This window comes from Pseudoalteromonas sp. Z9A5 (assembly GCF_011378875.1).
Classification (GTDB): domain Bacteria; phylum Pseudomonadota; class Gammaproteobacteria; order Enterobacterales; family Alteromonadaceae; genus Pseudoalteromonas.
In genome coordinates this window covers 68,781-94,583 of record NZ_WTLC01000004.1, presented here as the reverse complement: position 1 = coordinate 94,583, position 25,803 = coordinate 68,781, and the positions used below count along the sequence as shown (strand labels likewise).

20 protein-coding genes are annotated in these 25,803 nt (G+C 39.8%); 11 read left to right on the top strand and 9 right to left on the bottom strand.

All coding sequences use genetic code 11. From position 1 onward, the window contains the following. Positions 1 to 339: 339 nt before the first annotated feature. A complete protein-coding gene (gene uvrA / locus GQR56_RS03895; RefSeq protein ID WP_166109221.1) occupies positions 340 to 2,874 on the top strand; it encodes an excinuclease ABC subunit UvrA in 2,535 nt (844 codons plus the stop codon). A gap of 170 nt (positions 2,875 to 3,044) precedes the next feature. Continuing rightward, complete coding sequence (locus GQR56_RS03890; RefSeq protein WP_166109220.1) at positions 3,045 to 3,536, top strand: hypothetical protein; 492 nt, start codon at positions 3,045 to 3,047, stop codon at positions 3,534 to 3,536. An 87-nt stretch (positions 3,537 to 3,623) separates the two neighbouring features. Here the strand turns inward: GQR56_RS03890 and GQR56_RS03885 are convergent, their stop codons facing one another. Continuing rightward, a complete protein-coding gene (locus GQR56_RS03885) occupies positions 3,624 to 4,214 on the bottom strand; it encodes a 3'-5' exonuclease (RefSeq protein WP_166109219.1) in 591 nt (196 codons plus the stop codon). 215 nt (positions 4,215 to 4,429) lie between these two features. Here GQR56_RS03885 and GQR56_RS03880 point away from each other — a divergent pair, with 215 nt between their 5' ends. Further along, positions 4,430 to 5,590, top strand: coding sequence for a crosslink repair DNA glycosylase YcaQ family protein (locus GQR56_RS03880; protein WP_166109218.1), 1,161 nt, complete (start codon positions 4,430 to 4,432; stop codon positions 5,588 to 5,590). Between the two features lie 52 nt (positions 5,591 to 5,642). On the opposite strand, the gene GQR56_RS03875 is transcribed toward GQR56_RS03880, so the two are convergent. Next, on the bottom strand, positions 5,643 to 6,536 hold the full coding sequence (locus tag GQR56_RS03875) for a haloalkane dehalogenase (RefSeq protein WP_166109217.1): 894 nt from the start codon (positions 6,534 to 6,536) through the stop codon (positions 5,643 to 5,645). Between the two features lie 165 nt (positions 6,537 to 6,701). On the opposite strand from GQR56_RS03875, the gene GQR56_RS03870 reads away from it, so the two are divergent. The 6 genes from GQR56_RS03870 (at position 6,702) to GQR56_RS03845 (ending at position 14,981) form a co-directional block, all read left to right on the top strand. Then, entirely contained in the window at positions 6,702 to 7,214 is a 513-nt protein-coding gene (locus GQR56_RS03870; protein WP_166109216.1) for a MarR family transcriptional regulator, read from the top strand. A 101-nt stretch (positions 7,215 to 7,315) separates the two neighbouring features. Then, entirely contained in the window at positions 7,316 to 8,749 is a 1,434-nt protein-coding gene (locus GQR56_RS03865; protein WP_166109215.1) for an SWIM zinc finger family protein, read from the top strand. Then, positions 8,740 to 10,281: a DUF5691 domain-containing protein gene (locus tag GQR56_RS03860; protein WP_166109214.1), complete on the top strand. Its 1,542-nt coding sequence runs from the start codon at positions 8,740 to 8,742 to the stop codon at positions 10,279 to 10,281. The genes GQR56_RS03865 and GQR56_RS03860 overlap by 10 nt, the downstream gene beginning before the upstream one ends. A 57-nt stretch (positions 10,282 to 10,338) precedes the next feature. Beyond that, positions 10,339 to 11,418: an AAA family ATPase gene (locus GQR56_RS03855; protein ID WP_024610242.1), complete on the top strand. Its 1,080-nt coding sequence runs from the start codon at positions 10,339 to 10,341 to the stop codon at positions 11,416 to 11,418. 9 nt (positions 11,419 to 11,427) lie between these two features. Continuing rightward, complete coding sequence (locus GQR56_RS03850) at positions 11,428 to 13,761, top strand: DUF5682 family protein (protein WP_166109213.1); 2,334 nt, start codon at positions 11,428 to 11,430, stop codon at positions 13,759 to 13,761. Then, positions 13,758 to 14,981, top strand: a complete 1,224-nt coding sequence (locus GQR56_RS03845) for a VWA domain-containing protein (RefSeq protein WP_206018081.1) — start codon at positions 13,758 to 13,760, stop codon at positions 14,979 to 14,981. The genes GQR56_RS03850 and GQR56_RS03845 overlap by 4 nt, the downstream gene beginning before the upstream one ends. A gap of 169 nt (positions 14,982 to 15,150) precedes the next feature. Here GQR56_RS03845 and GQR56_RS03840 read toward each other — a convergent pair whose 3' ends face one another. From GQR56_RS03840 to GQR56_RS03825, 4 genes are all read right to left on the bottom strand, one after another. Next, positions 15,151 to 16,308: a hypothetical protein gene (locus tag GQR56_RS03840; RefSeq protein WP_166109212.1), complete on the bottom strand. Its 1,158-nt coding sequence runs from the start codon at positions 16,306 to 16,308 to the stop codon at positions 15,151 to 15,153. A 120-nt stretch (positions 16,309 to 16,428) separates the two neighbouring features. Then, positions 16,429 to 17,046 carry a LysE family translocator gene (locus tag GQR56_RS03835; RefSeq protein ID WP_166109211.1) on the bottom strand — a complete coding sequence of 206 codons (618 nt, stop codon included), beginning with the start codon at positions 17,044 to 17,046 and terminating at the stop codon, positions 16,429 to 16,431. Positions 17,047 to 17,122: 76 nt separating this feature from the next. Beyond that, positions 17,123 to 17,341: a hypothetical protein gene (locus GQR56_RS03830; RefSeq protein WP_166109210.1), complete on the bottom strand. Its 219-nt coding sequence runs from the start codon at positions 17,339 to 17,341 to the stop codon at positions 17,123 to 17,125. A gap of 63 nt (positions 17,342 to 17,404) precedes the next feature. Continuing rightward, a complete protein-coding gene (locus GQR56_RS03825; RefSeq protein ID WP_166109209.1) occupies positions 17,405 to 19,861 on the bottom strand; it encodes a prolyl oligopeptidase family serine peptidase in 2,457 nt (818 codons plus the stop codon). A 201-nt stretch (positions 19,862 to 20,062) separates the two neighbouring features. On the opposite strand from GQR56_RS03825, the gene GQR56_RS03820 reads away from it, so the two are divergent. Both GQR56_RS03820 and GQR56_RS03815 read left to right on the top strand, forming a co-directional pair. Next, a complete protein-coding gene (locus GQR56_RS03820) occupies positions 20,063 to 21,292 on the top strand; it encodes a glycosyltransferase (protein WP_166109208.1) in 1,230 nt (409 codons plus the stop codon). A gap of 116 nt (positions 21,293 to 21,408) precedes the next feature. Next, positions 21,409 to 22,635: a threonine/serine exporter family protein gene (locus tag GQR56_RS03815; protein WP_024610900.1), complete on the top strand. Its 1,227-nt coding sequence runs from the start codon at positions 21,409 to 21,411 to the stop codon at positions 22,633 to 22,635. A 107-nt stretch (positions 22,636 to 22,742) separates the two neighbouring features. On the opposite strand, the gene GQR56_RS03810 is transcribed toward GQR56_RS03815, so the two are convergent. The 3 genes from GQR56_RS03810 to poxB form a co-directional block, all read right to left on the bottom strand. Beyond that, entirely contained in the window at positions 22,743 to 23,156 is a 414-nt protein-coding gene (locus tag GQR56_RS03810; RefSeq protein ID WP_253948849.1) for a hypothetical protein, read from the bottom strand. A 13-nt stretch (positions 23,157 to 23,169) separates the two neighbouring features. Then, positions 23,170 to 23,643 carry a hypothetical protein gene (locus GQR56_RS03805; protein ID WP_024610898.1) on the bottom strand — a complete coding sequence of 158 codons (474 nt, stop codon included), beginning with the start codon at positions 23,641 to 23,643 and terminating at the stop codon, positions 23,170 to 23,172. 213 nt (positions 23,644 to 23,856) lie between these two features. Continuing rightward, positions 23,857 to 25,581: a ubiquinone-dependent pyruvate dehydrogenase gene (poxB, locus tag GQR56_RS03800; RefSeq protein ID WP_166109207.1), complete on the bottom strand. Its 1,725-nt coding sequence runs from the start codon at positions 25,579 to 25,581 to the stop codon at positions 23,857 to 23,859. Positions 25,582 to 25,803: the final 222 nt, after the last annotated feature.

Genomic DNA, 25,803 nt, shown 5'->3' with positions numbered 1-25,803 from the left:
TTGTCAGCAGTGAGTAAAACAACTTAGTTTATCACCTGTTAACAGTTTACAAATCTGTTACACCTGTTGACTACCCTAATGCGGTGAAGCGATGCGCTTATAATACAACCCGAGTAAATTCGCTGTCAGTTCCCTCTTTTTAAACAAAATTTAGTTAAATTATATTCGAATTTAATACCATTATGTAAACACACAATTAAGCTGTTTTAATCAGTGCTCCGAATAAGCGCTCATTCAGTGTGTCTGCGTTACTTTAGAAGCAATAAAGACTGATAAGAGTAAGTAAGTAGTTCAAAGCAAATTTAAAGTGAAAGCGCGATTAAATAGGAGTTAAAACGTATGGCAACCACACATAAAAACTCAACAATGGATTTATCAAATCCTAATAACAGCATTCAAGTAAGAGGCGCGCGTGTTCATAACTTAAAAGATGTGGATGTAGATCTCCCCCGTAATTCACTCGTTGTTTTTACCGGCATATCGGGTTCGGGTAAATCATCGCTAGCTTTTGGTACATTATTTGCCGAATCGCAACATCGTTATCTCGATTCAGTATCGCCTTATGCGCGCAGATTAATAGACCAAGTAGGCGAGCCCGATGTAGACTCAATTGAAGGGTTACCACCTGCGGTTGCACTGCAGCAACAACGCGGTGTGCCGTCGGTACGCTCATCTGTGGGCAGCGTAACGACTATTTCTAACGCGCTGCGTATGTTGTACTCGCGCGCGGGTGAATACCCAAAAGGCCAAGGTATACTCTATGCTGATGCATTTTCGCCTAATACGCCACAAGGTGCATGCCCAGAATGCCATGGAATTGGCCGTGTATTTAACGTGACCGAAAAACTGTTAGTGCCCGATCCCACTAAATCAATTAGAGAACGCGCAATCGCTGCGTGGCCACCAGCATGGCAAGGTAAAAACCTGAGCCGTATACTTACCTCGTTAGGTTATGATATTGATAAACCTTGGAATACTCTGCCTAAAAAAACACGCGATTGGATTTTATTTACCGACGATACGCCTACGGTACCGGTATTTCCCGAGTACACGCTTAAGCAAACACAAGCGGCTATTAAAAATGAAGAAAGCCCAAGTTACATGGGTACGTTTTCGAGCGCTAAACGTTTTGTTTTACAATCGTTTGCAAGCACTCAAAGCCCGCGTACTAAAAAGCGTGTGTCGCAGTATATGCAAATATCACCATGCCCACAGTGCAATGGTAAAAAGCTGAAAAAAGAGTCGCTGTCGGTTAAATTTGCTGGGCTTGATATTGGCGAAATCTCGCAGCTAACGTTAAGTGATCTGGCTCAAACACTTAGTATTGCTGCTAATAAAAAGCCTAAAAGTAACGCTGCTAACCCAGAAAAAACCATTGTTGCAAAGCGTATAGCCAGCGACATTCTTAAACGGGTTGAAGCGCTTACCAAACTTGGCTTAGGGTATTTATCGCTTGAGCGAACCACTCCTTCTTTATCGCCTGGTGAATTACAGCGTCTTAGACTGGCTACGCAAATTCGCTCTAAGCTGTTTGGGGTGGTTTATGTTTTAGATGAACCTTCGGCGGGTTTACACCCAGCAGATACACAAGCGTTGTTAGCCGCTTTAGATGAGTTAATAGCAGCGGGTAACTCGGTATTTGTGGTTGAGCACGACGTAAGTGTTATTCGCCACGCCGATTGGGTGGTTGATGTAGGTCCAAATGCTGGTACGCATGGCGGTAATATTGTTTATAGCGGCCCTGTTGAAGGTTTGCAAAAAGTGACCAGTTCGCACACTAGTCAATACCTTTTTAAAAATGATGAAAAGCTTTTAAGCCAAAGTAACAAACAACAACGCAGCGCAAAAGCATGGTTAAAGCTTACCGGTATTGAGCGAAATAATTTACAAAAACTCGATGTAGAATTTCCGCTAGGCGTTATTACAAGCGTTACGGGCGTGTCTGGCTCTGGTAAATCGAGTTTAGTAAGCCAAGCTTTAGTTGAGCTGGTATACGATGCACTTGGGCAAAAATCGCAGCCACAAGTACCAACAGATGAAGCCGAACTGCTCGACCAAGAGCTCGATATAACAACCGAGGGGCAAATTACTCAAGGCATTGAGCATATAAAGCGCCTTATTACGGTTGATCAAAAAGCCATTGGTCGTACTCCCCGCTCTAACCTAGCAACTTACACGGGGTTATTCGATCATGTACGAAAACTGTTTGCCAACACAAGCGAGGCAAAAGCACGTAAGTATGATGCAGGTCGTTTTTCGTTTAACGTAAAAAAAGGTCGTTGCGAAAACTGCGAAGGCGTTGGTTTTGTAAGCGTAGAGCTTTTATTTTTACCCAGTGTGTATTCGCCTTGCCCAGTGTGTAGCGCCAAGCGCTATAACGAAAAAACACTCGAAGTTACTTACAAAGATAAAACCATTGCCGATGTACTTAATTTAACAGTTGAGTCGGCGCATACATTTTTTGCCGATGAACCCGCTATTTTACGCGCGCTAAATGCGCTGCTTCAAGTGGGCCTTGGTTACTTACGTTTGGGGCAACCAGCTACAGAACTCTCGGGCGGTGAAGCGCAGCGCATTAAACTTGCCACTGAGTTACAGCGCACACAACGCGGCGATACCCTCTATATTTTAGATGAGCCAACGACCGGCCTGCACCCTAAAGATGTGGCTATGTTAATGGTGCAATTAAATGGACTCGTTGATGCCGGCAACACGGTTATTATGGTTGAGCACGATATGCAAGTAGCCAGTAATAGTGATTGGATTATTGACATAGGACCTGGTGCGGGCAATGAAGGCGGGTTAATAGTAGCGCAAGGCAAACCCGAACACGTAGCTCAATCAAAAATAAGCCAAACCGCGCCTTATTTATAACTAGGGCGTGGGTATAAGCTTAATAAAAATTATGAAAATCGCTTCTCTGCACCGCATTTTATTGCATTAAACTAATGTTGTTGAGAGCCTTTGATTTTGATATGTTTTACCCAATTATGTAGCACACGCTATTTATATTTAAAAATACTTTTTATAAAGTTGGTAACCTAATGAATAAAAATCTCGACTCTAAATCTAACGAACCTGAAGATGTACAATATAGTACGTATTATGAATTTGAAGATTTTAATCCTGAATTTGGATTAATAACCAGACTTGTTATTACGTTAGGTCCTGAAAGAGTACCTAAGGGTTTTAAGCACGACGGACCATTTTCTGATGATTTACAAACGCTTTATGAGAGTGGTATTGGTGATTGGGTGTCAGAGGTTTATTTTATCAATGCGTCTAATGAACCAATGACTATTGAAACAAAAAAACTGGGAGTTCGTAAATTTCAAAAATCATTCTCCGACGTGGTTACTATAGAGTCACAAAAATGGTTTATTAGTGAGCCATTAATTGCGCTAGATAGCCTTTATGAAATGGAAGCTGATTTTACATTAGAATTTAACTGTAATAATTCACCACTGAGCTTTAAAAACGTAGCTAAAAGAATGACCGTGGATGAAATTAAAAGCAAATATAACCCAGACCTATAAAATTAAAGCTATAAATATAGTTCGTGCCATATAGCCTTTGATTACTTTAAAGGTCATATGGCACATGCCTTATACTAAAGCCGCTACCTAATTATTGTTGTGTTTTTCTATTTCAAGTTCGATTAGTAATGCTGAGTGAGCGTCATTTGCGGCGTACATTTTTTGGTGATCTTTTAAAGGAAAAACAGACCAGTTTGAACGCTGTGCACCTTTAGATAAACGCTGATTAAAAAACATTGCCACAGCCGCTCGTGCACCAACGCGCTGTGTTACCTGCGCAAAGTGCATAACCTTAGAGGATAATTCGACTGTATTTTCTAAGCTAATTCCAAATTTTCTAAAAATAAGTTTTTTGTCTTCTTTTAGTCCAAAGCCCACTTTTTTGATTGTTAGATCAGACAATATATTTTCAATTTCGGTAAAGTTTTCAAAAAATTTAGTCGGAAATAAATACGTTTTTGTTTTTGTAGACAATTGAATTAGGTGAGGCCCGTCACTTACTTCACCCTTTTTAAAACAAGGCTTACTTTCTGTATCAAACCCTAAAACTGCATGCTTTTTTAGCTCTTCTATCGCGCTTATCGCATCTGATGCTTGCGTTACTACAATTATGTTATCGAGGCTTAAACCGTCGTACATCGGTAAAAATTGAATCTGCTCTTTTGTTAACCTTTCCATTTTTCGTCCTTTTAAAACAGCTGGAGCCTCGTTTTAATTTGCCATTAATTAGTTAGCAGCCAACACTCAAATTTAAGCCCATAACACCATTTTCATGTTTACATTACTGTTTTTAGCTCGTTTATTTAAAAGTCAGCCTTTGATAAAAAGGTTATCATATTCACCTTGTTTATATGGTATTTTGTTTTTTTGCTTATGTTATTAATAAAATACCGATGAAATCACTCTCCTTATCCCACGCTAAAAAGCTTGCGTTACTTTCCCAAGGCTTGCTTTCAAAAACCCCCAAAGCTGGTACTGCATTAGCTAAAACATTAGCGGTGTTTAATAACGTTGGCTATGTGCAAATAGATACTATTTCTGTTGTACAGCGTGCTCATCATCATACTCTTTTTAGTCGACACGCAGATTACAACATCGATCATTTAGACCATCTTGTAGCAAATAAGCAGGTGTTTGAATACTGGTCGCATGCGGCGGCCTATTTACCCATGCAAAACTACCGATTTACCCTCCCACGCAAAGCGGCATTAAAAAATGGCGAGCAAACACATTGGTTTAAAAAAGATGAAAAAATGATGAACCATGTTATTACCCGAATAAAGAGCGAAGGCCCATTAATGGCTAAAGACTTTGCATCGCAAAATATTAAAAGTAATGGCTGGGGAGCAAAACCTACGAAGCAAGCGTTAGAAGTTTTGTTTATGCAGGGTGATTTAATGATTACTGAGCGTAAAAACTTTCATAAAGTGTACGACCTAACATCGCACGTATTACCAAGCAATATAAACACTGCAATCCCAACTGATAGCGAATACGGACAATTTTTGATATTAAATTATTTAAAAGCGCATGGATTTGGCACGTTAAATCAAATAACCTATTTACTAAAAAATAGTAAAGCACTAATAAAACAAACGCTTAATGAATTATTAGAATCGAAAATAATAGAGCCCATACTCATTAACAACATGCCTTACTTTACCAGCAGTAGCGCTTTAAACTTACTTAATGATCGGCTTAATAAAAAGCAGGCTAAAATTATTTCCCCGTTCGATAATTTACTCATACAACGACAAAGAGCTAGCGCAATTTTCGAGTTTGATTACTTATTAGAGTGTTATGTACCAGAAGCTAAACGCATACACGGCTATTTTTGCTTACCTATTTTATGGGATGGCAACTTGGTTGCTCGCGCCGATTGTAAAGTTGATAAATTGAGTAAAACACTAAACGTAAACCACTTACATTTAGAGCCTAAATTAAAAAATAAAGACGCCTTTTTTGAAGCCCTTGATAAAGAGCTTCATGCTTTTTCAATATTCAACAAATGTACAAGTTACGTTATACATAAAGTGTCGGATAACACACACTAATTAGCCGTTGCTAACACCTTACTTTTAAGCACTTGTTTATGTGTAATCTTTTTTAATTTGTTACGGGTAGCCAATCTGAAATAGCTTTACCTATTTCGTGTGGCGAATCTTCTTGTACATAGTGAATACCGCTCACGGTTACCTCAGTTAAATTTGGCCATGTGCGCACAAAGTCTCTTGCGTAACCAACTAAAAAAGCACCCGGTTCAGCATTAATAAATAACTTTGGTATGTCATGTGAATTAGCTAAAAAATTCGCATAGCTTTTAACTAAAGCCACGGTATCGGCAGGCTCCCCTGCTATTGGTAATTGGCGAGGTCCTGCTAAAATTGCACGGCGGTCTTCCCCTGCATTTAAATACGGTCTGCGGTATTCATCATGCTCTGCTTGCGTTAATTTGCGCGAAATAGTCGCCGGTAATATTGTTTCAATAAAAAAGTTATCATTAAGCACCATTTTATCGCCCTCAGCTGAGCGCATAGTGCCAATGGGGCCGTGCAAATCTTTAGGAAAGTCATCCCATGTAGGGAAGTCAGTAACAATTGCTTCCATAAACGCAATGGCTTTTACAGCATCACGATGTGTATTAGCCCAATTAAAACCAACACCAGAACCCCAATCGTGTAGCACTAAAGTTACGTTTTTATTTACACCCAACGCCTCTAAAAGTGCGAATGTGTACTTACTGTTTTCAGCTAAAGAGTAACTACTGTCTGTCGTATTATCTAACTTTTGCGAATCCCCCATCCCAATCATATCTATTGCAATTAAGCGTCCTTTACTTTCTAGATAAGGCATAACGTTTCGCCAAAGGTAACTAGATGTAGGATTGCCGTGTAAAAATACAATAGGATCACCTTGCCCCTCGTCTACGTACGCCATTTTTTTATCTAATACCGTTTTAAATTTTTTGGTGTAACGTAATGTTTCTAAATCATTTTTCATTTAATCTCTTCGCTTTATTTTATTGGATTGTGTGCGGTAACTTATTCAATATACGTTAAGCACAAGACAACTAATTTGAATCATATACATGACTGAGTCACACAATAAGCGAGAGCGTTAAACTTGTCACTATGTTTATATGATCGAATCACATATAATTGATTTATGAAAAATGAAAAATACTTATCAAACCTAATTGGCACTTTTGCTACTTCGGTTTCAAATGACATTGAAAAGCAGATTGCCGAGCTAGGCGGGCGAAGCCTGAGCCACGAAGCAGCATTAGTTACTATTTATAACCACCCAAACGAAACCATTGATGTGCTAAGCAAGGTGTTAGGTTTAACCCACTCGGGTGCAGTTAGGCTAATAAATACGCTTGAAAAAGAAGAACTTGTAAAAAGACAAAAGTCATTAAAAGACGCCCGATCTGTTGTTTTACGTACAACCGATAAAGGAAGTAAACGGGTTGAGCTAATACTAAGCAACCGAGAAACAGCGACGTCTAAAATACTTAGCAACTTTAATACTGAGCAAAAACAAAGCTTTTTAAGTTTAATAGAAATAGCGCTCGGCACTTTAACAAGCGAGCAAATAGAAGCGCGAAAAATATGTAAATTATGCAATGAAGGTGTATGCAGAAAACAAGGCTGCCCAGTAGAAAAAGCGATTAAATGACTACATACGATAACAATTATCTTATTGTATTTATGATAATTACAGATAAAATGACACGATAAAATTTATTTTTACAACGTAAAATAAGTAGGCGTTATAACATGGAAGTATCCGAATCGCTTGTGCAAGCTCTTGCTCCAGATCAGCCTTCAATCAACGCAGCAAAAAAGTTACTTAATCCTGCAAAATGGCCGGTATTGAGTCAATCCGAAAACGTTAATACTATTTGGGGTGAGTGCCAAGGTTCGGGCTCTAAACCTTATTATACAATGGCTGATGTTGCTGATAACGGCTATAAATGTACTTGCCCTTCGCGTAAGTTTCCTTGTAAACATGTATTGGCTTTATTTTGGTTGTTTTCTGATGTGCCTAGTAACTTTACTAAAACAGATCCACCCGAATGGGTAAACGATTGGCTTGGCAGACGTAAACGTACTAATACAGGCGAAAAAACAACATCGACTGACGATAGTAATAAACCGGCCAATAAGCTTAATACTCAAAGCACACCTACAGAACAAACACTCACGCCTGAAGAAATAGCAAAACGAGAAGCTGATAAAGCAAAGCGTGCATCTCAAAATAGGGCTAAAACGCAAGATTCTATTAAACAAGGTTTAATAGAATTTCAGCAATGGGTAAACGATCAATTAAGCCACGGTATTGTTCACTTTTTAAAAGAAGATACCACAAAGTGCCGAAAAATTGCGGCGCGTTTAGTTGATGCAAAAGCGGTTAACTTAGCTGCCCGCATTGACGAGCTTCCGGCTAAAATAAGCGTGTTTCCTATTCAACAACAGCCAAATTTTGTATTGCAAGAATTTGCGAAATTGATACTGCTTAGCGAAGCGTGGCTAGCAAACCCTGACGATATAGATACATTTAGAAGTGTTGCAAGCAGCGAAAATCGTGAGCAATTACTAGCACCCACCTCTGATATGCCTAAACCAATTGTGAAAAATGGTACTTGGCAAATTATTGGCGAAAAGTCAGAAATGCTTCGTAATGGGCTTCAAGTATCAATGCGCTGGCTGCTTTTAGTCGCTGATAGTTCGTCATCGTTAAGCGCTGCTCCTACATTTGCTTTATTGCTTGATTACTCCACGGTTAAAAGTGGCAAAAATAAAACAACAAGTGTTATTGGTATGCAGATTGAAGGAAGTGTTATTTTTTACCCTAGCCGATCTCCTTTACGCGCAATTTTAGGCGAACATAAATACATTACCGACACGCCCGTGAGTCAACCAACTAATAATACCCATTGGCGAGAACACTTTCTTGCAATACATGCCAAAATGCCTTGGATTGATGACGTGCCTTACATAGCGCAAGCCGGTCGTATTAGTGAAGATAATACAGGGCAATACTGGTGGCACAATAAAGATAAAACGCAGTGTTTACCGTTAATTAATAACGCAATAAACCCCATTATTTTAGGTAGCCAACTTAGCAGTGTGTTTGTATTGCTCAATGGGCAATTTGCTGAGCTAATTAGTGCAAAAACCGAGCATTGGGGAGTCATTACATGTCTGTAATATCAACAACCGATAACAAAAACGAAGTAGCTATAGAGCTTAACAACGCTTTAAATACGGCTCAAAATCTAGAAAAAAAATGGCTTATTGGTAATAACCAAATTAACGTAGCAGACTTACCCAAGCAGTGGCATTCAGTATTAACGCCATTAGAACACGACCCTACTAAACTAAATTTATATGCGTTAATTTTAACGCAACAGCAACAGTTAGTGACTCATTATTTGTCACCCAGTGATGATTTAGAGCCCACACAAGATATTCCTGAGCTTGCTTTTGCAAGCATTGGACAATCACTTCGCCCTTTATTTAATCGGGTTATGGCTGAGTGTAAAAATAACTCACACAGTATTTTACAATTGTTAAACCTGTTAGCTAACTACGAAGTTTGCGCTCATCCAAGTGATTGGATGCCGACAGAAAACACTAAAAACATTCCTGGTTGTTATTTTACTTGGCAGTACTGGGCTAATAATCAACTAACCCAATGGCATTTAATACGAGATTTACAGTTTGATAAAGTTAACTTTGCTGAGCTTTCTGCAGCGCAAATTGAGTCTTCACTTACACGGCTGCGCGACATTAAACCCCAAGTTGCGGGGCAATATATTCATCAATTAGCTCAAGCTGCTCCTTCTGAGGCACGTTACAAGCTCTATAAAATTTTAAAAGTTAATTTAACGTCGCAAGACATACCTATTTTAGAAATTTGCCTTAAAAATAAGTCTAAAAAAGTAGTACAACTCGCTACGCGATTTTTATCTCGGTTAGACATCTTCATTAAAGATGAAAAAAATGAGCAACTAGCGCAAGAGCTAGCCCAATGGCTTGTTGTAAAAACGCAGCTTTTACCCAAAAAAATGACGGTTATTTTGCCTGCAACACTTAACAGCATAAAACAACAAGCTATGCGCACCGAATTAATTAACGACGTTGCTTTACCTGACTTAGCAGAAGCGCTGGGGATTTCATTAATAGAACTGTGTAAAAACTGGCGTTTTACCGAGCACAGAGAACAAGACAACATTAGCTTTATTCGTAATGCTTTTGACTCTTTACCTCAATATATATTGGAACGCTTTTTTGAAAAGTGCTGCAAAGAACTTCGTTATGACCGTTTTTTCAGTGCTGTATTACACGGTATAGAATCTCGTTTTTCGGTACAAGGTGCATCGGAAGTACTAAACTACATTTTAGAAAAAGAAGTGTTAAATTTAGGGTTTACTTATTGGTCATTATTAGCAGATCAACCTTTAACTCACTTAACTTGGCTGCAATTAAGCCAATCTATCGCGTGGAAAGAGCTAACAGATGATATTAAACAAGATATAAGTAAAGGTCATTATATTGAACAATATCACATCCGCCCTGAGCTACTTAAACTAGGTCTGTTTTTACCGCCGTCTTTAGCGCAGCAAGCGTATGATTACTTTATTACTCTAGGTGTATTACCCAACGACCCAGCGCTGGATTCTCTTAATCTCAATATAGCGCTAGAAAACACCTACACAAATATAACTTTTATATTATAAAAATTAGTCGCCTAAGGAAATGCTGGGCTCGTACACATAAAATTCAAGGACATTATAATGAGCGATATACTTCGTTTACCCGTTGAGCAAACGTACCAAGTAGAGTTAGATGCTTTAAAAGCAGAAGACACTGGTAGCAAACCTTACAACTGGGCTTTATCTCCTCAAGCAGTGGTAACCTATTTAATGGGTGGTAAAACACCTTCTGGTGTTGAAATTTCGGCTAAATATATTGGTAACCGTCGCATTATAGAAACAGCCGTTGCGACACTTGCTACAGACCGTGCTTTATTATTATTAGGTGTACCAGGTACAGCTAAGTCGTGGGTATCTGAGCATTTAAGCGCTGCAATATGCGGATGCAGTACACAAGTAATACAATGTACCGCCGGCACAGACGAGAACCAAATTCGTTACGGTTGGAATTACGCACAACTACTCGCACACGGACCAAGTAAAGAAGCATTAGTTGCAACGCCGTTGTTTCGTGCAATGCAAAGCGGTAATTTATGTCGCTTTGAAGAGCTAACGCGTATGGGTTCTGACGTACAAGACACTTTAATTACCGTATTGTCTGAAAAAATGCTGCCTATTCCAGAGCTAAACGATTCTATTTTTGCACAAAGAGGCTTTAATATTATTGCCACAGCCAATAACCGTGATAAAGGCGTAAACGAGCTTTCATCAGCTCTTAAACGTCGCTTTAACGTGGTTGTATTACCTCTGCCTGATTCTGCAGAACAAGAAGTTGAAATAATTAATAAACGCGTAATAGAAATGGGTAAATCGTTAGATTTACCAGTGCCTAAAAACACAGCTGATGAAATAGAAAAAGTAGTCGCTATTTTTAGAGAACTACGCGGCGGAGAAACCCTAGACGGTAAGCTTACACTTAAAACAACCACGGGCAACCTTTCAACAGCAGAGGCTATATCGGTTATGGTTGGTGGGTTGAGCCAAGCAAATTGGTTTAATAAAGGCGACCTAGGTGCAGCTGAAATAAGTCAAAACCTGCTTGGCGCTATTGTTAAAGACCCTGTTCAAGACCGTGCTGTATTAGAAGAATACCTTGAAACGGTGCTTAAAAAACGCAAAGGGTTTGAAGACTACTACCATCATTTAAATCAGGTGTTATAAGGTTAACTAATGGCACACTCTGATATTCACTACTTTGGTATACGACATCATGGTCCTGGCTCGAGTAAGCGCTTATTAGCCGCGCTTGAGCAGCTACAACCACAGCACGTATTAATTGAAGGACCAGCTGATTGCAATGAACTACTGCCTTTATTAGCCCACCCGCAAATGAAGCCCCCCATTGCATTATTAAACTATGCAGTTGAGCACGCAAGCAACAGTATTTTTTATCCTTTTGCTGAGTATTCACCTGAATACCAAGCTTGTTTGTGGGCAGCTAATCAACAAAAACCGGTTGAGTTTATTGACTTACCTATTTCAGTGCGTTTAGCGCAAATGCAAATAGAGCAAGATGCTAATAATGACAACGACAGTAATTGTGATGATGAAATTACAAATGAAAATGAGCAAAATACATCATCTAATGAACTAGAAACCTCAGACCCTCAGTTAGCAGCGTTGTTACACGACCCTATTGGCGCACTAGCAAATATTGCCGGTTATGAAGACGCAGAGGGCTGGTGGAACGATCTTATAGAACAAAGCCGTGATGACAGCTTAGCCATTTTTGAGCAAGTAGAACACGCAATGACCGCCCTTCGCCAACCTATTGCAGATGACTCTCCGGCATTAGAGCAAGACCGCCTGCGTGAAGCTTTTATGCGTTTAGAAATAGCAAAAGTAGCAAAAGAGTGTGATGGACCAATCGCCGTAATATGCGGTGCATGGCATGTCCCTGCACTAAAAGGTAAACACACCACAAAAGATGATCGTGCTTTAATTAAAACACTTCCAAAAAAACTAGCCGCAAGTAAATATAAATCAACTTGGATCCCTTGGACATCGTCGCGTTTAGCTACCCAAGCGGGTTATGGCGCAGGCGTGTCGGCGCCTATGTGGTATCAACATTTATGGCAACACCGTAATCAAGACGATCATATTGCTCCTTGGCTTGTGTTTATTGCCAATACTTTACGCGAGCAAGGCGCTATTATTTCAACCGCATCTATTATCGAAGCACAGCGTCTTAGCCTAAGTTTAGCCGCAGTACGAGACAGACCACAGCCAAGCTTTGAAGAAATAACCGACGCGGTTATTAGCTGTATGTGCTTTGGCGAGTACGCATTGTGGCAACAAATAAATAAAACCGTATTATTGGGTCAACAAGTAGGTGAAATACCCGACGACATCGACCTTGTGCCATTATTAGAAGATCTTCAAAAACTACAAAAAAAATACAGGCTAAAACCCGAAGCACTCGAAAAAGAGCATTCGCTCGATTTACGCAGTGACATAGGACAAAACAAATCGGTTTTACTTCACCGATTACAATTACTAGATGTACCGTGGGGCGAGCAATTAGACGCAGGAAGTAGTCGAGGAACATTTAGAGAAAAATGGCGTTTAATATGGCAACCCGAATACGCTATTAAACTCGTTGAACACTTAGTTTACGGAAGCACCATAGAGCAAGCCGCAAACAACAAAGTAATTGCAGCATTAGCTAAAGAGCAACACCTCGGCAAGCTCGCAACATTAGTAAACAGCTGCTTAAGTGCCAATTTAAACAATGCAACAGACTTTGGCTTAACGCAACTTACCGCGCGAGCGGGTCAAGTAAGTGACTGCCATGATTTACTGACCAGTATTTCACCTCTTATTGATATAAGCCGTTATGGCACAGCTCGTACACTTGCTTTGGGTAAAATTGATGAATTAATTGAACGCCTAACGATTCAAGCAGCACTTGCACTTCCCTACGCATGTAGAAATTTAAATGACGAAGAAACACAACAGTATCGTCAAAACATTCATGCAGCTCATAGAGCCTTGGTATTGCATTTAAATAACACCGACACCTTAGCAAAATGGTGGCAAAGTATTGAAGAGATAACGCATTCAAGCCAATCAAATTTTTTACTTATCGGTTTATGTGCAAGGCTACTTTATCAAGCAGAAAGATTAAACAGTGAGCAGCTCAGCTTAATGCTTAATAAAATGCTGTCGCCCGCTTTACCGCCAGCTCAAGCTGCGCTCTTTTTTGATGGTTTTTTTACTGATGCAGTAGACCAGCTTTTATATGATTCGGTGCTGCTTGATGCCATTAATAACTGGTTGTTACATCTGGAAGAAACCACCTTTATTGAATTTTTACCGCTATTTAGACGCGTATTTTCAAACCTTGATTCAATGGAGCGAAAACGTTTATTTGATACCCTGTTTAGCAGTAAATCAACCTCTGAAATAACACACAATACCGATACAACCCATTATGCGTTATGGCAACAACAGTTATCACAATTAGCGAAACTCGCACAGCGTGATAAGGATTGGTTAATATGAATGATAAAACGACTTTAACCCAAGAGCTGAACGAAAATAACGAACCAATGGCGACAACATTAAGCGAAAAGTCACGCCGTTGGCAGCTTGCTTTAGGTGTAAACGACGAACAACAACCGCCGTTATCTAATCGCGATGAACGTTTATCGGGTGCACTTTCAGCGCTTTATGGCTCTGACAACTCAAACAAACAAGGGCGAGGAAGTCTCAGCCGTTCAGCACCTAAAGTATCGAAGTGGTTAGGCGATATTCGTGAGTTTTTTCCGACCCCAGTCGTGCAAGTCGTTCAAAAAGATGCCTTTGAAAGGCTCGGCTTAAAAGAAATGCTAATGGAGCCTGAGTTTTTAAGTGCTATTGAGGCTGACGTACATTTAATAGCTGACTTAATCAGTTTACGCTCAATTATGCCTGAAAAAACAATCGAAACCGCACGACAAGTTATAGAAAAAGTCGTCAAAGAGTTAATGGACAAACTAGAGCAAAAAACATCTGAAGCAATTAGAGGGGCTTTAAATAAATCTAAACGAAGCTTTAAACCTCGCTTTAATGATATTGATTGGCCTAGAACCATTCATGCAAATCTGCGCCATTATCAACCTGAATATAAAACCATAGTGCCTGAAAAGTTAATTGGTTTTATGCGTCAGCAACGCCGTTTAGCCGATCTTGATGAAGTAGTACTGTGTGTTGATCAATCTGGCTCTATGGCAACTTCGGTCGTGTATAGCTCAATTTTTGCAGCCGTAATGGCGTCTATTCCCGCAGTAAAAACCAAGCTGATATGCTTTGATACCAGCGTTGTTGATTTAACAGAAGATTTAACTGACCCTGTTAGCGTTTTATTTGGGATTCAATTAGGTGGTGGCACCGATATTAACCAAGCGATTGCTTATTGCGAAAAACAAATAGAACAGCCAACTAAAACGCACCTGTTACTTATTTCTGATTTATATGAAGGTGGCGATGAAGTTCAGTTAAAACAACGTGTTGCTCAGCTAGTAAAACAAGGTGTAAACGTCATTACTCTACTCGCCTTAAGTGACGATGGCAGACCCGCTTACGACGCGCAAATGGCAGCTGAATTTGCAACGCTTGGCAGCCCCGTATTTGCATGCACCCCAGAACAGTTTCCAGACTTAATGGCAACAGCCTTAAAGCGAGAAGACATTATGTTATGGGCAGCAGATCAAGACATAAAAGCAATTCGCCCGTTAGAGTAAGCCTTCTAAATTAAGCCCCTGATCTCTTAACCAGAGTTCAGGGGCTTAATCTAAAAAGTAATAAAGCGAGCTATCGAGCAAAATCATTCATTATTTATTTAAATGTAATTTTGCTCGATATACAATGATGATAATAATTTGAATTTAATAGTAGCTAAATAATAAATATTTAAAAAATATTTTGTATAAATAATTGAGGAGACGACTCAATTAAAACCGCAACCGCATACAAAATAATAGCAACTAACACAATTGCTAACATACCGTGTTTATTACCAACTAAATCTACAACCGTCATAATCACATAGAGAAAAAATACAGTGTTTATAATGGCAGGTATCACTGGCAGATTAAAAGTGAGTAAAGCAATTAAACTCAGTATTTCTATAATAACAAAAGCAACTACGGCGCATCTTTGACGCACCTTATTATCGTTATCAATAATTTTAATATTAAACCGACTATAAACAAATAAGCCAAAAGCTAAAACCCCCGTTGCAGCATATTCAATTCCCATTGAAAAATAGCTTAACCAAGGTATATCTACTTGCATTACTTTTAGCACTGAATAGCTTAATACAACCCCCCCCGTTGTAATAAGCAGGACATTGTTTCTGTTTTCTTCTTCAACGCCAATAAGCCTACAAAAATTTTCGCCAAAAATTAAAATAAATGTACTCACTGCAAATATTCCTAAAACAGGGCTTTGCAGAACAATAGTAAAATAAGCGGTGTAGCAAAATACACCAGCATAAAAAATAATATCAATGTCTGAAATTCTATTAAAGGTTAGCTTTCGAGCAATTGCTTCTAGCGCATCTTCGTAGATAAATATAAACCAATAAAACGTACCAATGTGAATAACTACGCCAATAATACTTACATAATATGCCTGTAATGCCCATATAGATTCAGCTTGGCTTATCAACAAGTACCCTGAAAAGAGTAAAATAGATTGAAGAATTATTGCCGGAATAGCGATTATTAAACAAACAATTTCATAAATCACCCTATGAAAAACAATCAACAATGCAATAACCGCAAGTGATTTAAGAATGTTTATAGCAGTAAAGTAACCCTCCTGATTGGTAGCTTTTTCATCTATCGCTTTCTCATCTTCAAAAGCCGTGTTAGGTTCAGCTAACAATTCTATTTTTGCTTTTTTTGCGTTGTCTGCTGTTATGTAGCCAAGATCATAAAGCGTATTTATTGTGCTTAATACTGTTTCTTGTTTTGTATTATCAACAGGCTCCTCCGATGCAAAAGAGAGCGTTGTAAACATCAATAAGAAGAAGATAGTAATTACTTTATAAATCAAGCTGTTCATATTATTACTGCTTCCGTACGTATTTTAATAAATATTATTCTATATTAATATATAGATAGAATTACTTTTCAGTTTTGATATTTGTTATGCAAAGAATGGGTTATTGCAATACAAACCATATCACCCAAGTGCTAACCATACGCCTACAGCGGCCATTAAGCTTCCTGCTATACGGTTCATCCATTTAATATTATCGCCACGGGCTAAAAATAAACGTAGGCTTTTACCACCTGTTGCGTAAGCTAACATGCATACAAATTCGCTGACCATTATTACACCAAGCAATACTAAAAGCTGCGGTGCTAGAGCGTACTCAACACTTATAAACGGCGGCAGTAATGAGATCATAAACGCCCAGCCTTTAGGGTTTGCAATTGCGGTTACAAAACCTTGCGTAAATAATGACTGCCTACTCACGTCATTTGGTTTTGAGGTATCAATCGACATTTTACCTTTGGCTCGCCACATATTAAAACCAATATAAATTAAGTACGCACCGCCTACCCACTTTAGAATAGCGAACGCATCTGGGTAATTTAGCATGATGCTTGCAACCCCAAGCACCGCTGCAACGGCTACTGCAGCTACACCTAACAATTCACCTATCATCATCCATAATGTGCGGCGTACGCCGATGCTCATACCGAGTGTCATGGCGAGAGTCATGCACATACCTGGTGTTATCGACACAAAAAAGAAGGTGGGAATAAAAACCGCAAGTGCTGCTGCATCAATCATTAATATGCTCTTATGTTAAATTAACTAAAAATAAAAAAACGCGGCTAAATAGCCACGTTTTTAAATACCTATTTTACTACTGGCCTTTGGTGAGCTCAGGCACTGGCATTGGCTCTGGCTCTGATACTTTAGTTGAGTCATTTAGCAAGTATTTATCTAACCACTGCGCTTGTTCCCACAACACATGCAATAAGCTTTTACGCGCACGGTAACCATGTGCTTCATAAGGAAGCATGACTAAGCGAGCGTCTTTACCTAACCCCTTTAGGGCTGTGTACATACGCTCACTTTGCATTGGGAATGTTCCGTGAGATTAAGGGTGGGTCTTCTTGCCCTCACAACATAAACACGTACTTTACTATTCACTCGGTATTGACTCTGGCACTTGCTCTGGCTCTTTAGTTGAGTCATTTAGCAAGTATTTATCAAGCCACTGCTCTTGTTCCCACAATACATGCAATAAGCTTTTACGCGCACGGTAACCATGTGCCTCATAAGGAAGCATGACTAAGCGAGCATCTTTACCTAAACCTTTAAGCGCTGCGTACATGCGCTCACTTTGCATTGGGAATGTTCCAGAGTTAGGATCCTCTTGACCGTGAATCATTAGCATTGGCTCGTTAATTTTTTCAGCGTGGAAAAACGGCGACATATTAGCGTACACACTTTGTGCTTGCCAAAAATCACGCTCTTCTCCTTGAAAACCAAACGGCGTTAATGTGCGGTTATACGCGCCGCTACGGGCAATACCCGTTTTAAACAAATCAGTGTGAGCCAGTAAATTAGCAACCATAAATGCACCGTATGAGTGCCCTGCTATCGCTATTTTATCTTTATCAGCAATGCCTTTTTTAACTAAAACATCAACTGCGGCTTGCGCGCTTGATACTAACTGCTTTCTAAAGTTATCGTTAGGCTCGCTACCATCAATACCCACTATTGGCATTTTAGGATCGTCAAATACGGCAATGCCTTTGGCAAGGTAAGGCATTGGCCCCCAGTATCCAATATAAGTGAATGCATAAGGCGATTCGCGTACTTGCGATGCTACGGCTTTATCTTTGTATTCAAGTGGGTAAGCCCACATAAGCACAGGTAACGGACCTTGTGTTTTATCGTACCCTGGTGGTAAATAAAGCGTGCCCGATAGCTCAACACCGTCGTCGCGCTTATAACGTAGTTGTTCTTTAGTAACACCTTTAAATGCAGGATACGGGTGCTCAAATGTCGTTAACTGCGTTAGCATGTCGTTATCTAAATTACGTATAAAAAAGTTAGGTTGCTCAGTTTTAGATTCACGAATAGTAATAAATCGCTCACCTTCGTCGTCAAGCAGAGCGCGTACTCGCTCATAATAAGGGGCTTTTGATTGCCATAAACGTTTACTGCTATTTGTTTTAACATCGTACCTATCTAAAAAAGGCACATTACCTTGCTCTGAAGCGCCATTGCCGCGCAGGTAAATATAACGCCCGCCTACAATTTTAATTACGTTCGCGCCTAAATCGTTGCGTTCGTAAATTGCATTACCTGGATTTTTATAAGCATCGTTATAACTACGCTCTGAGAACAAAACGCGGTTTTTGTCGGCATTACGAGGTTGTACTATATAGGTACGAACTTGACGATCGCTAAAACGCCAGTCTGTAAGCATTGCAACATTTTCGTTGCCCCATTCAATACCAGAGTATCGGCGTTCTACTTTGGCAAATAATTTAGGCTCACGTTTAAACGGAGCTCGTAGGCTGTAAATATAATCATGATGCTCAACGTCGGTTTTCATGTCGCCGCCATCTTGTGCCTGCGCCCAAATAACTTCTGCACCTTGATCTGCTCGCCATTCAAAATTGCGGCGGCCAGTGCGAACACTGTCGTAACCTTGTGGGATGTTATCGGCAAGTGGCTGTTTTGCCAGCTCTGCTAATGCATAGCCGCGCATGCCCCATATTTGCCATGTGCTTGCAAAACGGCTGTAAGGTACTTGATACGAAAATGGCTCGTTAATGCCTGCCACTAAAATATTGGTAGAATCAGGAGAAACCGAAAACGATTTAAATAAAGCTGAACTGCCAATTGCTTGTGTATTACCATCGAGCGTTATGTAAGCAAGTTGACCCTGCCCGTAAAACTTAAATTGCGCTTCATCAAACGGGCTGGTTAATAAGTTTTGGTAAGTACGTGCTGGGGCTTTTTCGCCAGTACTTTGTTGAATAACAGGCACAATATTTTGACTATCATTTGTAAGCCTTGGCTTACCAATATTAACCGCTAAATTTGCAACTATTGCACTGCTATCTGGCAGCCATTCGTAAGGCGTTGCGGTTAATACCGAATTTAACGCAGAACTAGAAAGTGCTTTTGCTTGCTTTGTTTCAACGCTGTACAACCATAAATTTGCTTGGTCTGCCTGTTCAACTACAAAGGCTAAATACTTACTATTAGATGACCATTGAGGTGAGCGAATAATCCCTTTTGGTACGTTATTTATATGAATAACTGTCCCGCTTTGAACATGCTTTAATTCTACTGCACTGTATTTTGCATTTACACGGGAGCGCGAAAAATTAGCAGGATTAAGCTTAATCCCAGCTAGTTTAAGTTCTTCTTTTGCAAGTTCATCAAGGGTTACTACCCGTTTGCGTTCAAATAACGCAAGCCATTGACCATCGCTTGATAAGTAGCTAGTGGGTGCTAACTTTGCGTCAACCAAAGCGGCAAGTTCGGGTGATGGAGTTTGGTACCCCTGCTCGGCATAACTTGTTGGTACTAATGCAACACAACAAATAAGGGCAACTAACAGCCTAAAAGCGCTCATGTTTTTATCCTTTTGTTATTTTTTACTATTATAGCTGTATATAAACACGTTTTGCTTTATTCATAAAGTATTAAGCTTGCTTTAAGTGGAGTAAAAGATGACTTAGTAATCTAATTTAAATTACACTACACAGCTGTTTACTTGTTGTTTGACTCGTTACAATACGAGTTAGTATTTATCAAAAATTAGAGATTCTAGCCAATGAAAAAAGTGCTGGTAATTGGCTACGTATGGCCAGAACCAAATTCGTCTGCTGCGGGTACGCACATGATGTCGTTATTAAATGCATTTAAAGCGCAAAACTGGGACGTTGAATTTGCAACGCCCGCGCAGCGCACCGACCACATGGTAAACCTTGACGACTACGGCATAACCAGCCAAAGCATTGCGCTAAACTGTGACAGTTTTGACGAATACGTTAAAAGCTATAATCCAGATATAGTAATGTTTGACCGTTTTATGATGGAAGAACAATTTGGCTGGCGTGTTGATAAGCATTGCCCAAATGCGATTAAAATTTTAGACACTGAAGATTTACAATGCTTGCGTAACGCTCGACACACGGCACTAAAAGCTGAGCGCGAATTTACAACCAGCGATTTACACTCAGATATAGCAAAACGCGAAATTGCCGCTATTTTACGCTGCGACCTAAGCTTAATTATTTCAAGTTATGAAATGAGCCTACTAAATAGCGTATTTAAAATAGAGCCAAGCTTATTGCACCACCTACCCTTTATGGTTGATTTAAGTACATTACCTGCAAGCATAAAAACGTTTGAGCAGCGCCAGCACTTTATGACCATAGGTAACTTTAGGCATGCGCCAAATTGGGATGCTGTACTTTACTTACAAAAAATATGGCCACTTATTCGCAAGCAACTACCAAAAGCAGAGCTACATATTTACGGCTCTTACCCACCACCAAAGGCCACGGCACTTAATAACCCTAAAACCGGTTTTTTAATAAAAGGCTGGGCCGATAACGCGTTTGATGTAATGCAAAGCGCTCGAGTATGTTTAGCACCACTGCGTTTTGGTGCGGGTATAAAAGGCAAATTACTAGAAGCCATGATTATGCAAACACCCAGCGTTACTACTAATATTGGTGCAGAGGGCATGCATAACGATTTACCATGGTCGGGTAAAATAGCTAACACCGCTGACGACTTTGCCAATGCAGCCATTGAAATGTACAACAGCCAAAGTGAATTTGAACAAGCGCAGCATAATGGCAACACACTACTTAATACGCTGTACGATAAAGCGCAATTAAGCGCTGCGTTAATTAAAAAAGTCGATTCAATAAGTAACGATTTAAACGCTCATCGCGAAAAAAACTTCACCGGCCAAATGCTTAAACATCATACAATGCGCAGCACTCAATACATGTCGCAATGGATAGCCGAAAAAAATAAAAAATTAGATTAAAAATGACTAGACACACACCAATTAGTGTTTAAAATCGCGCCCATCAAACGTGGGCAATTTTAGCTGTATTGCTTATATTTTTAGCTTAGTTATCGCAATATTTGGTCCAAAAAGATTTGAAAACTGCAACTTTTACAGAAAAACGCAAATTTATCGTTAAATTAGGCAAAATGCTTCACAAGTATGGTACGCCCGCTTACCGCCTGGAAGCTCATCTAATGGAAGTGGCTACTTACTTAGGACTTAAATCGTCGTTTGTTATGTCGCCAACCTCTGTAACGTTTGTTATTTGGACCGATGGTCACGAAGACGAGTACACCCACGTAGCACGTGTAGACCCTGGCGATCACGATTTAGGCTCGCTTGCCGATACCGACGACCTTGTAAATCAAATGCTCGACGACAAATTAACCTTACAAGAGGTCGACGCCCAGCTAGACGCTATTTTTGTAATGCCAAACCCGTATAACAAACTAACAACGGGTGTTGCATTTGCAACCTCTGGTGGTGCGTTTGCCATGTTAATGGGCACAAGCTGGATTGACGTAATTTGGTCATCAATGCTTACTCTCGTTGTTTATTTATTTGTACTTTGGTCTGGGCGCTCAAAACGCGTAGCTCATATGCTTGAGCCATTAGTGGCAATAATATCAGCAATACTTGCGTGTGCAGTAAGTGTGTATATAACACCTGAGATAAATATACGCTTAGTGGTACTTTCGGCCATTATTGTGTTTATACCTGGTTTAGCACTTGCGCTTGGTTTAGCAGAGCTGGCAGCGCGGCATTTAGTGTCGGGTACTGCGCGAGTAATGGACTCGTTCATGCTGCTATTTAAACTGTATTTTGGTGGTTTTATTGGTATAGGTATTGGCTTTGCACTCTTTGGGCAAGCCGATTTTGTACAACCGGAGCCATTACCAAAGTGGACCGCATGGCTGGCTATATTTTTACTTTGTAGCAGCTTAATCGTTATTTTTAGAACCAAACTTAAGCATGCTGTTTGGTCTATCGCATCAGGCTTTATAGCGTATGGCACCAGTATTGGCTCGGCTATGTACCTTGATTACACGTTAGGTACGTTTGTAGGTGCTTTATCGGTGGGTATATTTAGTAACTTGTTTAACCGTGTTGCTAATGCGCCGGCCTCTATTGTTGCCATGCAAGGCTTGATTGTATTAGTACCAGGAAGCAAAACGTATATTGGCTTAAATTCACTTATTGAAGGTCAAGACTTTGTATATGCAGAGCATATAGGTCAACAAACGTTTTTAATATTTATGTCGCTTGTTGCAGGGCTAATATTTGCAAACGTAGCCCTACCGCCTAAAAAGAGTTTGTAAATTATACTGAGCACTCGCTTTACTTTGATTGAGTAAAGCGAGTGAAGCGTTAAACTAACAACAACTACCACGTAGCAATTGATGCCAATGCTAAGTGTTTTAGCTCATTACATTGCACTTGAGTCAAACTCAAAAACCTCATAGTGATTCCAACGTAAAAAAAGTTCACCGCTTTCAAAATACAGATTTATGTCATCACTTGATGAATAGCAAAAATCATCCCAGTGACTACAAAAAACTAGCCAAGGTAATGTAAGCGCTGTTTCTTGATCCCAGCAAATTGTTACTGTTTGCGAATCATTTACTAAGCCCTTTAACCATTGGCGTGTTAATTCATTCCCTTGTGTGGAGTCAAACCTTTTTGCTCCAACCGGAAAGTTAATAGGTGTAGTAGCAATTAATGCTCTTGCTTGATCTTCGCTCAATGGATTGAGTTTATTTAGTGTATCTTTAGAAAAATCGCCATGGGATGCGCTAATCCAGCGCCATGCTAAAGAAAAGTCTTCAATTTTAATCAACACTCTATACCTACTTTTACAAACACGTAGTGGACTCTACAATACTATTACAACGTTCTAAATACCCTATTAATTCTGGGCCTTCGGGATAATCAGAGCAATTGCCTATTATAAGGTCTGCAACTTTACCTGTCGGTTCTATCTCTACGTCCATGTATGATGCAAATACAGAGTTATTTTTGGTTTCAGTCCACGTAAAGTGATATTGGGTTTTGCCTGTGCTAAGAAGTTTACGATCTGGTTTATTAAATTTACTCGTTGTTGTTGCCAGTAAATGCTTTTTGTTTTTAACGGTAATTTCAGCGCTGCTGACGGCCCAAGACAATGGCCACTCTCTTGTGATTTCGGTAGAAATTTCACATTCGCCAAGCACACTAACCTCATCCAAATCAGAAACTATATTTGCGTATTCACTGGTTCGTAAACTGCTTTGCTGAGCCTGAACAAGCCACAAAACAACCAGTGACAGTAAAACCGATTTCCATTTCATTATTTATTACTCCACCTCCTCTTTGTAGAAGAAGCCCTTAAAACACTGTTGTGTGCATGTTGATTTAGTTAACGATAAACCATATATGATTTTCTATTTTGGTTCAATTACTTACAAGCAACCATCGCTTATTAATGGTCGAGGATGACTGTGAGGATTATTACTATGGCACTTCCCTATTGAGCCAAAATACTCAATAGGGAAGTAACTTAACTAGCGTGACCAGTTAGTTTTGGCAAGCTCTACAATTTCGTTTCCTTTGCCATTTATCAGCGCTTTCATCATGTAAACGCTAAAGCCTTTTGCTTGCTCTAATTTGATTTGCGGTGGCATTGAAAGCTCTTGTTTTGCGGTATCGACTTCTAAAACAACAGGTCCTGAGTGGTTCATCATCTCGTTCATTGCCGATGGCAGTTTTTCAGGGTCGTCCACATGAATCCCTTTTAAGCCACAGGCTTCTGCAATTTTAGCAAAACTTGGGTTTTCTAAATCGGTATCGCTTGATAAAAACCCACTGGCTTTCATTTCCATAGCCACAAAACTGAGTGAGCGATTATTATAAACAACAATCTTTATTGGTAAATTAAGCTGTTTAAGCGAGATTAAATCGCCCATTAACATCGAAAAACCACCATCGCCACACATTGCAATGACTTGACGATCTCTATCTACAGATTGAACCCCCATTGCCTGCGACATGGCATTTGCCATAGAGCCATGGTTAAACGATCCAATTAACCGGCGCTTACCATTCATTGATAAATAACGCGCAGCCCACACTGTTGGCGTACCGACATCGCAAGTAAAAACAGCATCGTCAGCCGCTTGCTCGTTTAGTAAACGCGTTAGGTATTGCGGGTGAATTAAATTTTGCGAGGTTTTGCCGCTGGCAAGTTCATCAAGATCTTTTCGAGACTCTTTGTAGTTTTTAACACATTTTTGTAAGTGCGAACTTGTCCGCTCACCTTTAATATGCTCAAGCAGTGTGGTCACTGAGTTTTTTGTGTCTCCTAGTACGCCACAATCAATTTGCACGTGTCGCCCGAGTGACGCTGGCTGATTATCAATTTGCAATATGGTGGTATTTTCAGGATAAAAAGCACGATAAGGAAAACTAGTACCAATCATAAGTAACGTATCGGCTTCTTGCATTGCATGATAGCCCGACGCAAAACCAATAAATCCGGTCATACCAACATCGTAAGGATTATCGTACTCAATAAATTCTTTACCACGCATAGCATGCACTATCGGTGCTTGTAATTTTTCGGCTAGCGCAACAATTTCATCGTGGGCATCCTTACAACCAGCACCACACAATAAGGTTACTTTTTTGCTTTTATTAAGATGAGTCGCCATTGCTTCAATATCAGATAAAGCAGGTGTATAAGTTGCTGGTTTTGGCACGTTCCATTTTGGTTTGATAGCTTTAGGCATATCTTTTAATGCAATGTCGCCAGGTAGCACTAGTACACTCACGCCTTTGTTTAATATTGCTTGTCGCATTGCGGTTTCTAGCAGGTACGGCATTTGCTCAGGGCTCGAAACCATTTCACAATACACACTGCATTCTTTAAATAATTCTTGCGGATGGGTTTCTTGAAAATAGCTGCTGCCAATTTCAGATGAAGGAATATGTGCGGCAATAGCTAATACCGGTACGTTATTGCGCTGACAATCAAATAGACCGTTAATTAAATGAAGATTACCTGGGCCGCAAGAACCCGCACACACCGCAAGCTCGCCTGATAAATGTGCTTCGCCACCAGCTGCAAATGCTGCCACTTCTTCATGACGTGTGCCTAGCCATTCAATTGTTCCCATTTTTCGCAGGCTTTCACTAATGCCGTTAAGTGAATCGCCAGTTACTCCCCAAATGCGCTTTACGCCCGCTTGTTCAAGGGTTTTAGTAATAAAACTTGCGATACTTTGACTCATAATATAGAACTCCTAAATATTAAGTTATTCTGTAAATTGATTTTTTGCCTCTGATCTATCAGATAAGTCATCGTTTCGAAATGCGCTCAATTATTGAGAATCGACAAGCTTAGATATTTTAATAATGATAGATATATTACTACTGAGACTTTACTAACAAACAATACTCCTAGGTTTGCTGCCCCCCATACTGATACATAAAACATGAATGTCCGCTTTAAA

Coding starts and splice junctions, on each gene's coding strand:
- uvrA (WP_166109221.1), top strand. CDS start 340: ATGGCAACCACACATAAAAACTCAACAATGGATTTATCAAATCCTAAT.
- GQR56_RS03890 (WP_166109220.1), top strand. CDS start 3,045: ATGAATAAAAATCTCGACTCTAAATCTAACGAACCTGAAGATGTACAA.
- GQR56_RS03885 (WP_166109219.1), bottom strand. CDS start 4,214: ATGGAAAGGTTAACAAAAGAGCAGATTCAATTTTTACCGATGTACGAC.
- GQR56_RS03880 (WP_166109218.1), top strand. CDS start 4,430: ATGAAATCACTCTCCTTATCCCACGCTAAAAAGCTTGCGTTACTTTCC.
- GQR56_RS03875 (WP_166109217.1), bottom strand. CDS start 6,536: ATGAAAAATGATTTAGAAACATTACGTTACACCAAAAAATTTAAAACG.
- GQR56_RS03870 (WP_166109216.1), top strand. CDS start 6,702: ATGAAAAATGAAAAATACTTATCAAACCTAATTGGCACTTTTGCTACT.
- GQR56_RS03865 (WP_166109215.1), top strand. CDS start 7,316: ATGGAAGTATCCGAATCGCTTGTGCAAGCTCTTGCTCCAGATCAGCCT.
- GQR56_RS03860 (WP_166109214.1), top strand. CDS start 8,740: ATGTCTGTAATATCAACAACCGATAACAAAAACGAAGTAGCTATAGAG.
- GQR56_RS03855 (WP_024610242.1), top strand. CDS start 10,339: ATGAGCGATATACTTCGTTTACCCGTTGAGCAAACGTACCAAGTAGAG.
- GQR56_RS03850 (WP_166109213.1), top strand. CDS start 11,428: ATGGCACACTCTGATATTCACTACTTTGGTATACGACATCATGGTCCT.
- GQR56_RS03845 (WP_206018081.1), top strand. CDS start 13,758: ATGAATGATAAAACGACTTTAACCCAAGAGCTGAACGAAAATAACGAA.
- GQR56_RS03840 (WP_166109212.1), bottom strand. CDS start 16,308: ATGAACAGCTTGATTTATAAAGTAATTACTATCTTCTTCTTATTGATG.
- GQR56_RS03835 (WP_166109211.1), bottom strand. CDS start 17,046: ATGATTGATGCAGCAGCACTTGCGGTTTTTATTCCCACCTTCTTTTTT.
- GQR56_RS03830 (WP_166109210.1), bottom strand. CDS start 17,341: ATGCAAAGTGAGCGTATGTACACAGCCCTAAAGGGGTTAGGTAAAGAC.
- GQR56_RS03825 (WP_166109209.1), bottom strand. CDS start 19,861: ATGAGCGCTTTTAGGCTGTTAGTTGCCCTTATTTGTTGTGTTGCATTA.
- GQR56_RS03820 (WP_166109208.1), top strand. CDS start 20,063: ATGAAAAAAGTGCTGGTAATTGGCTACGTATGGCCAGAACCAAATTCG.
- GQR56_RS03805 (WP_024610898.1), bottom strand. CDS start 23,643: ATGAAATGGAAATCGGTTTTACTGTCACTGGTTGTTTTGTGGCTTGTT.
- poxB (WP_166109207.1), bottom strand. CDS start 25,581: ATGAGTCAAAGTATCGCAAGTTTTATTACTAAAACCCTTGAACAAGCG.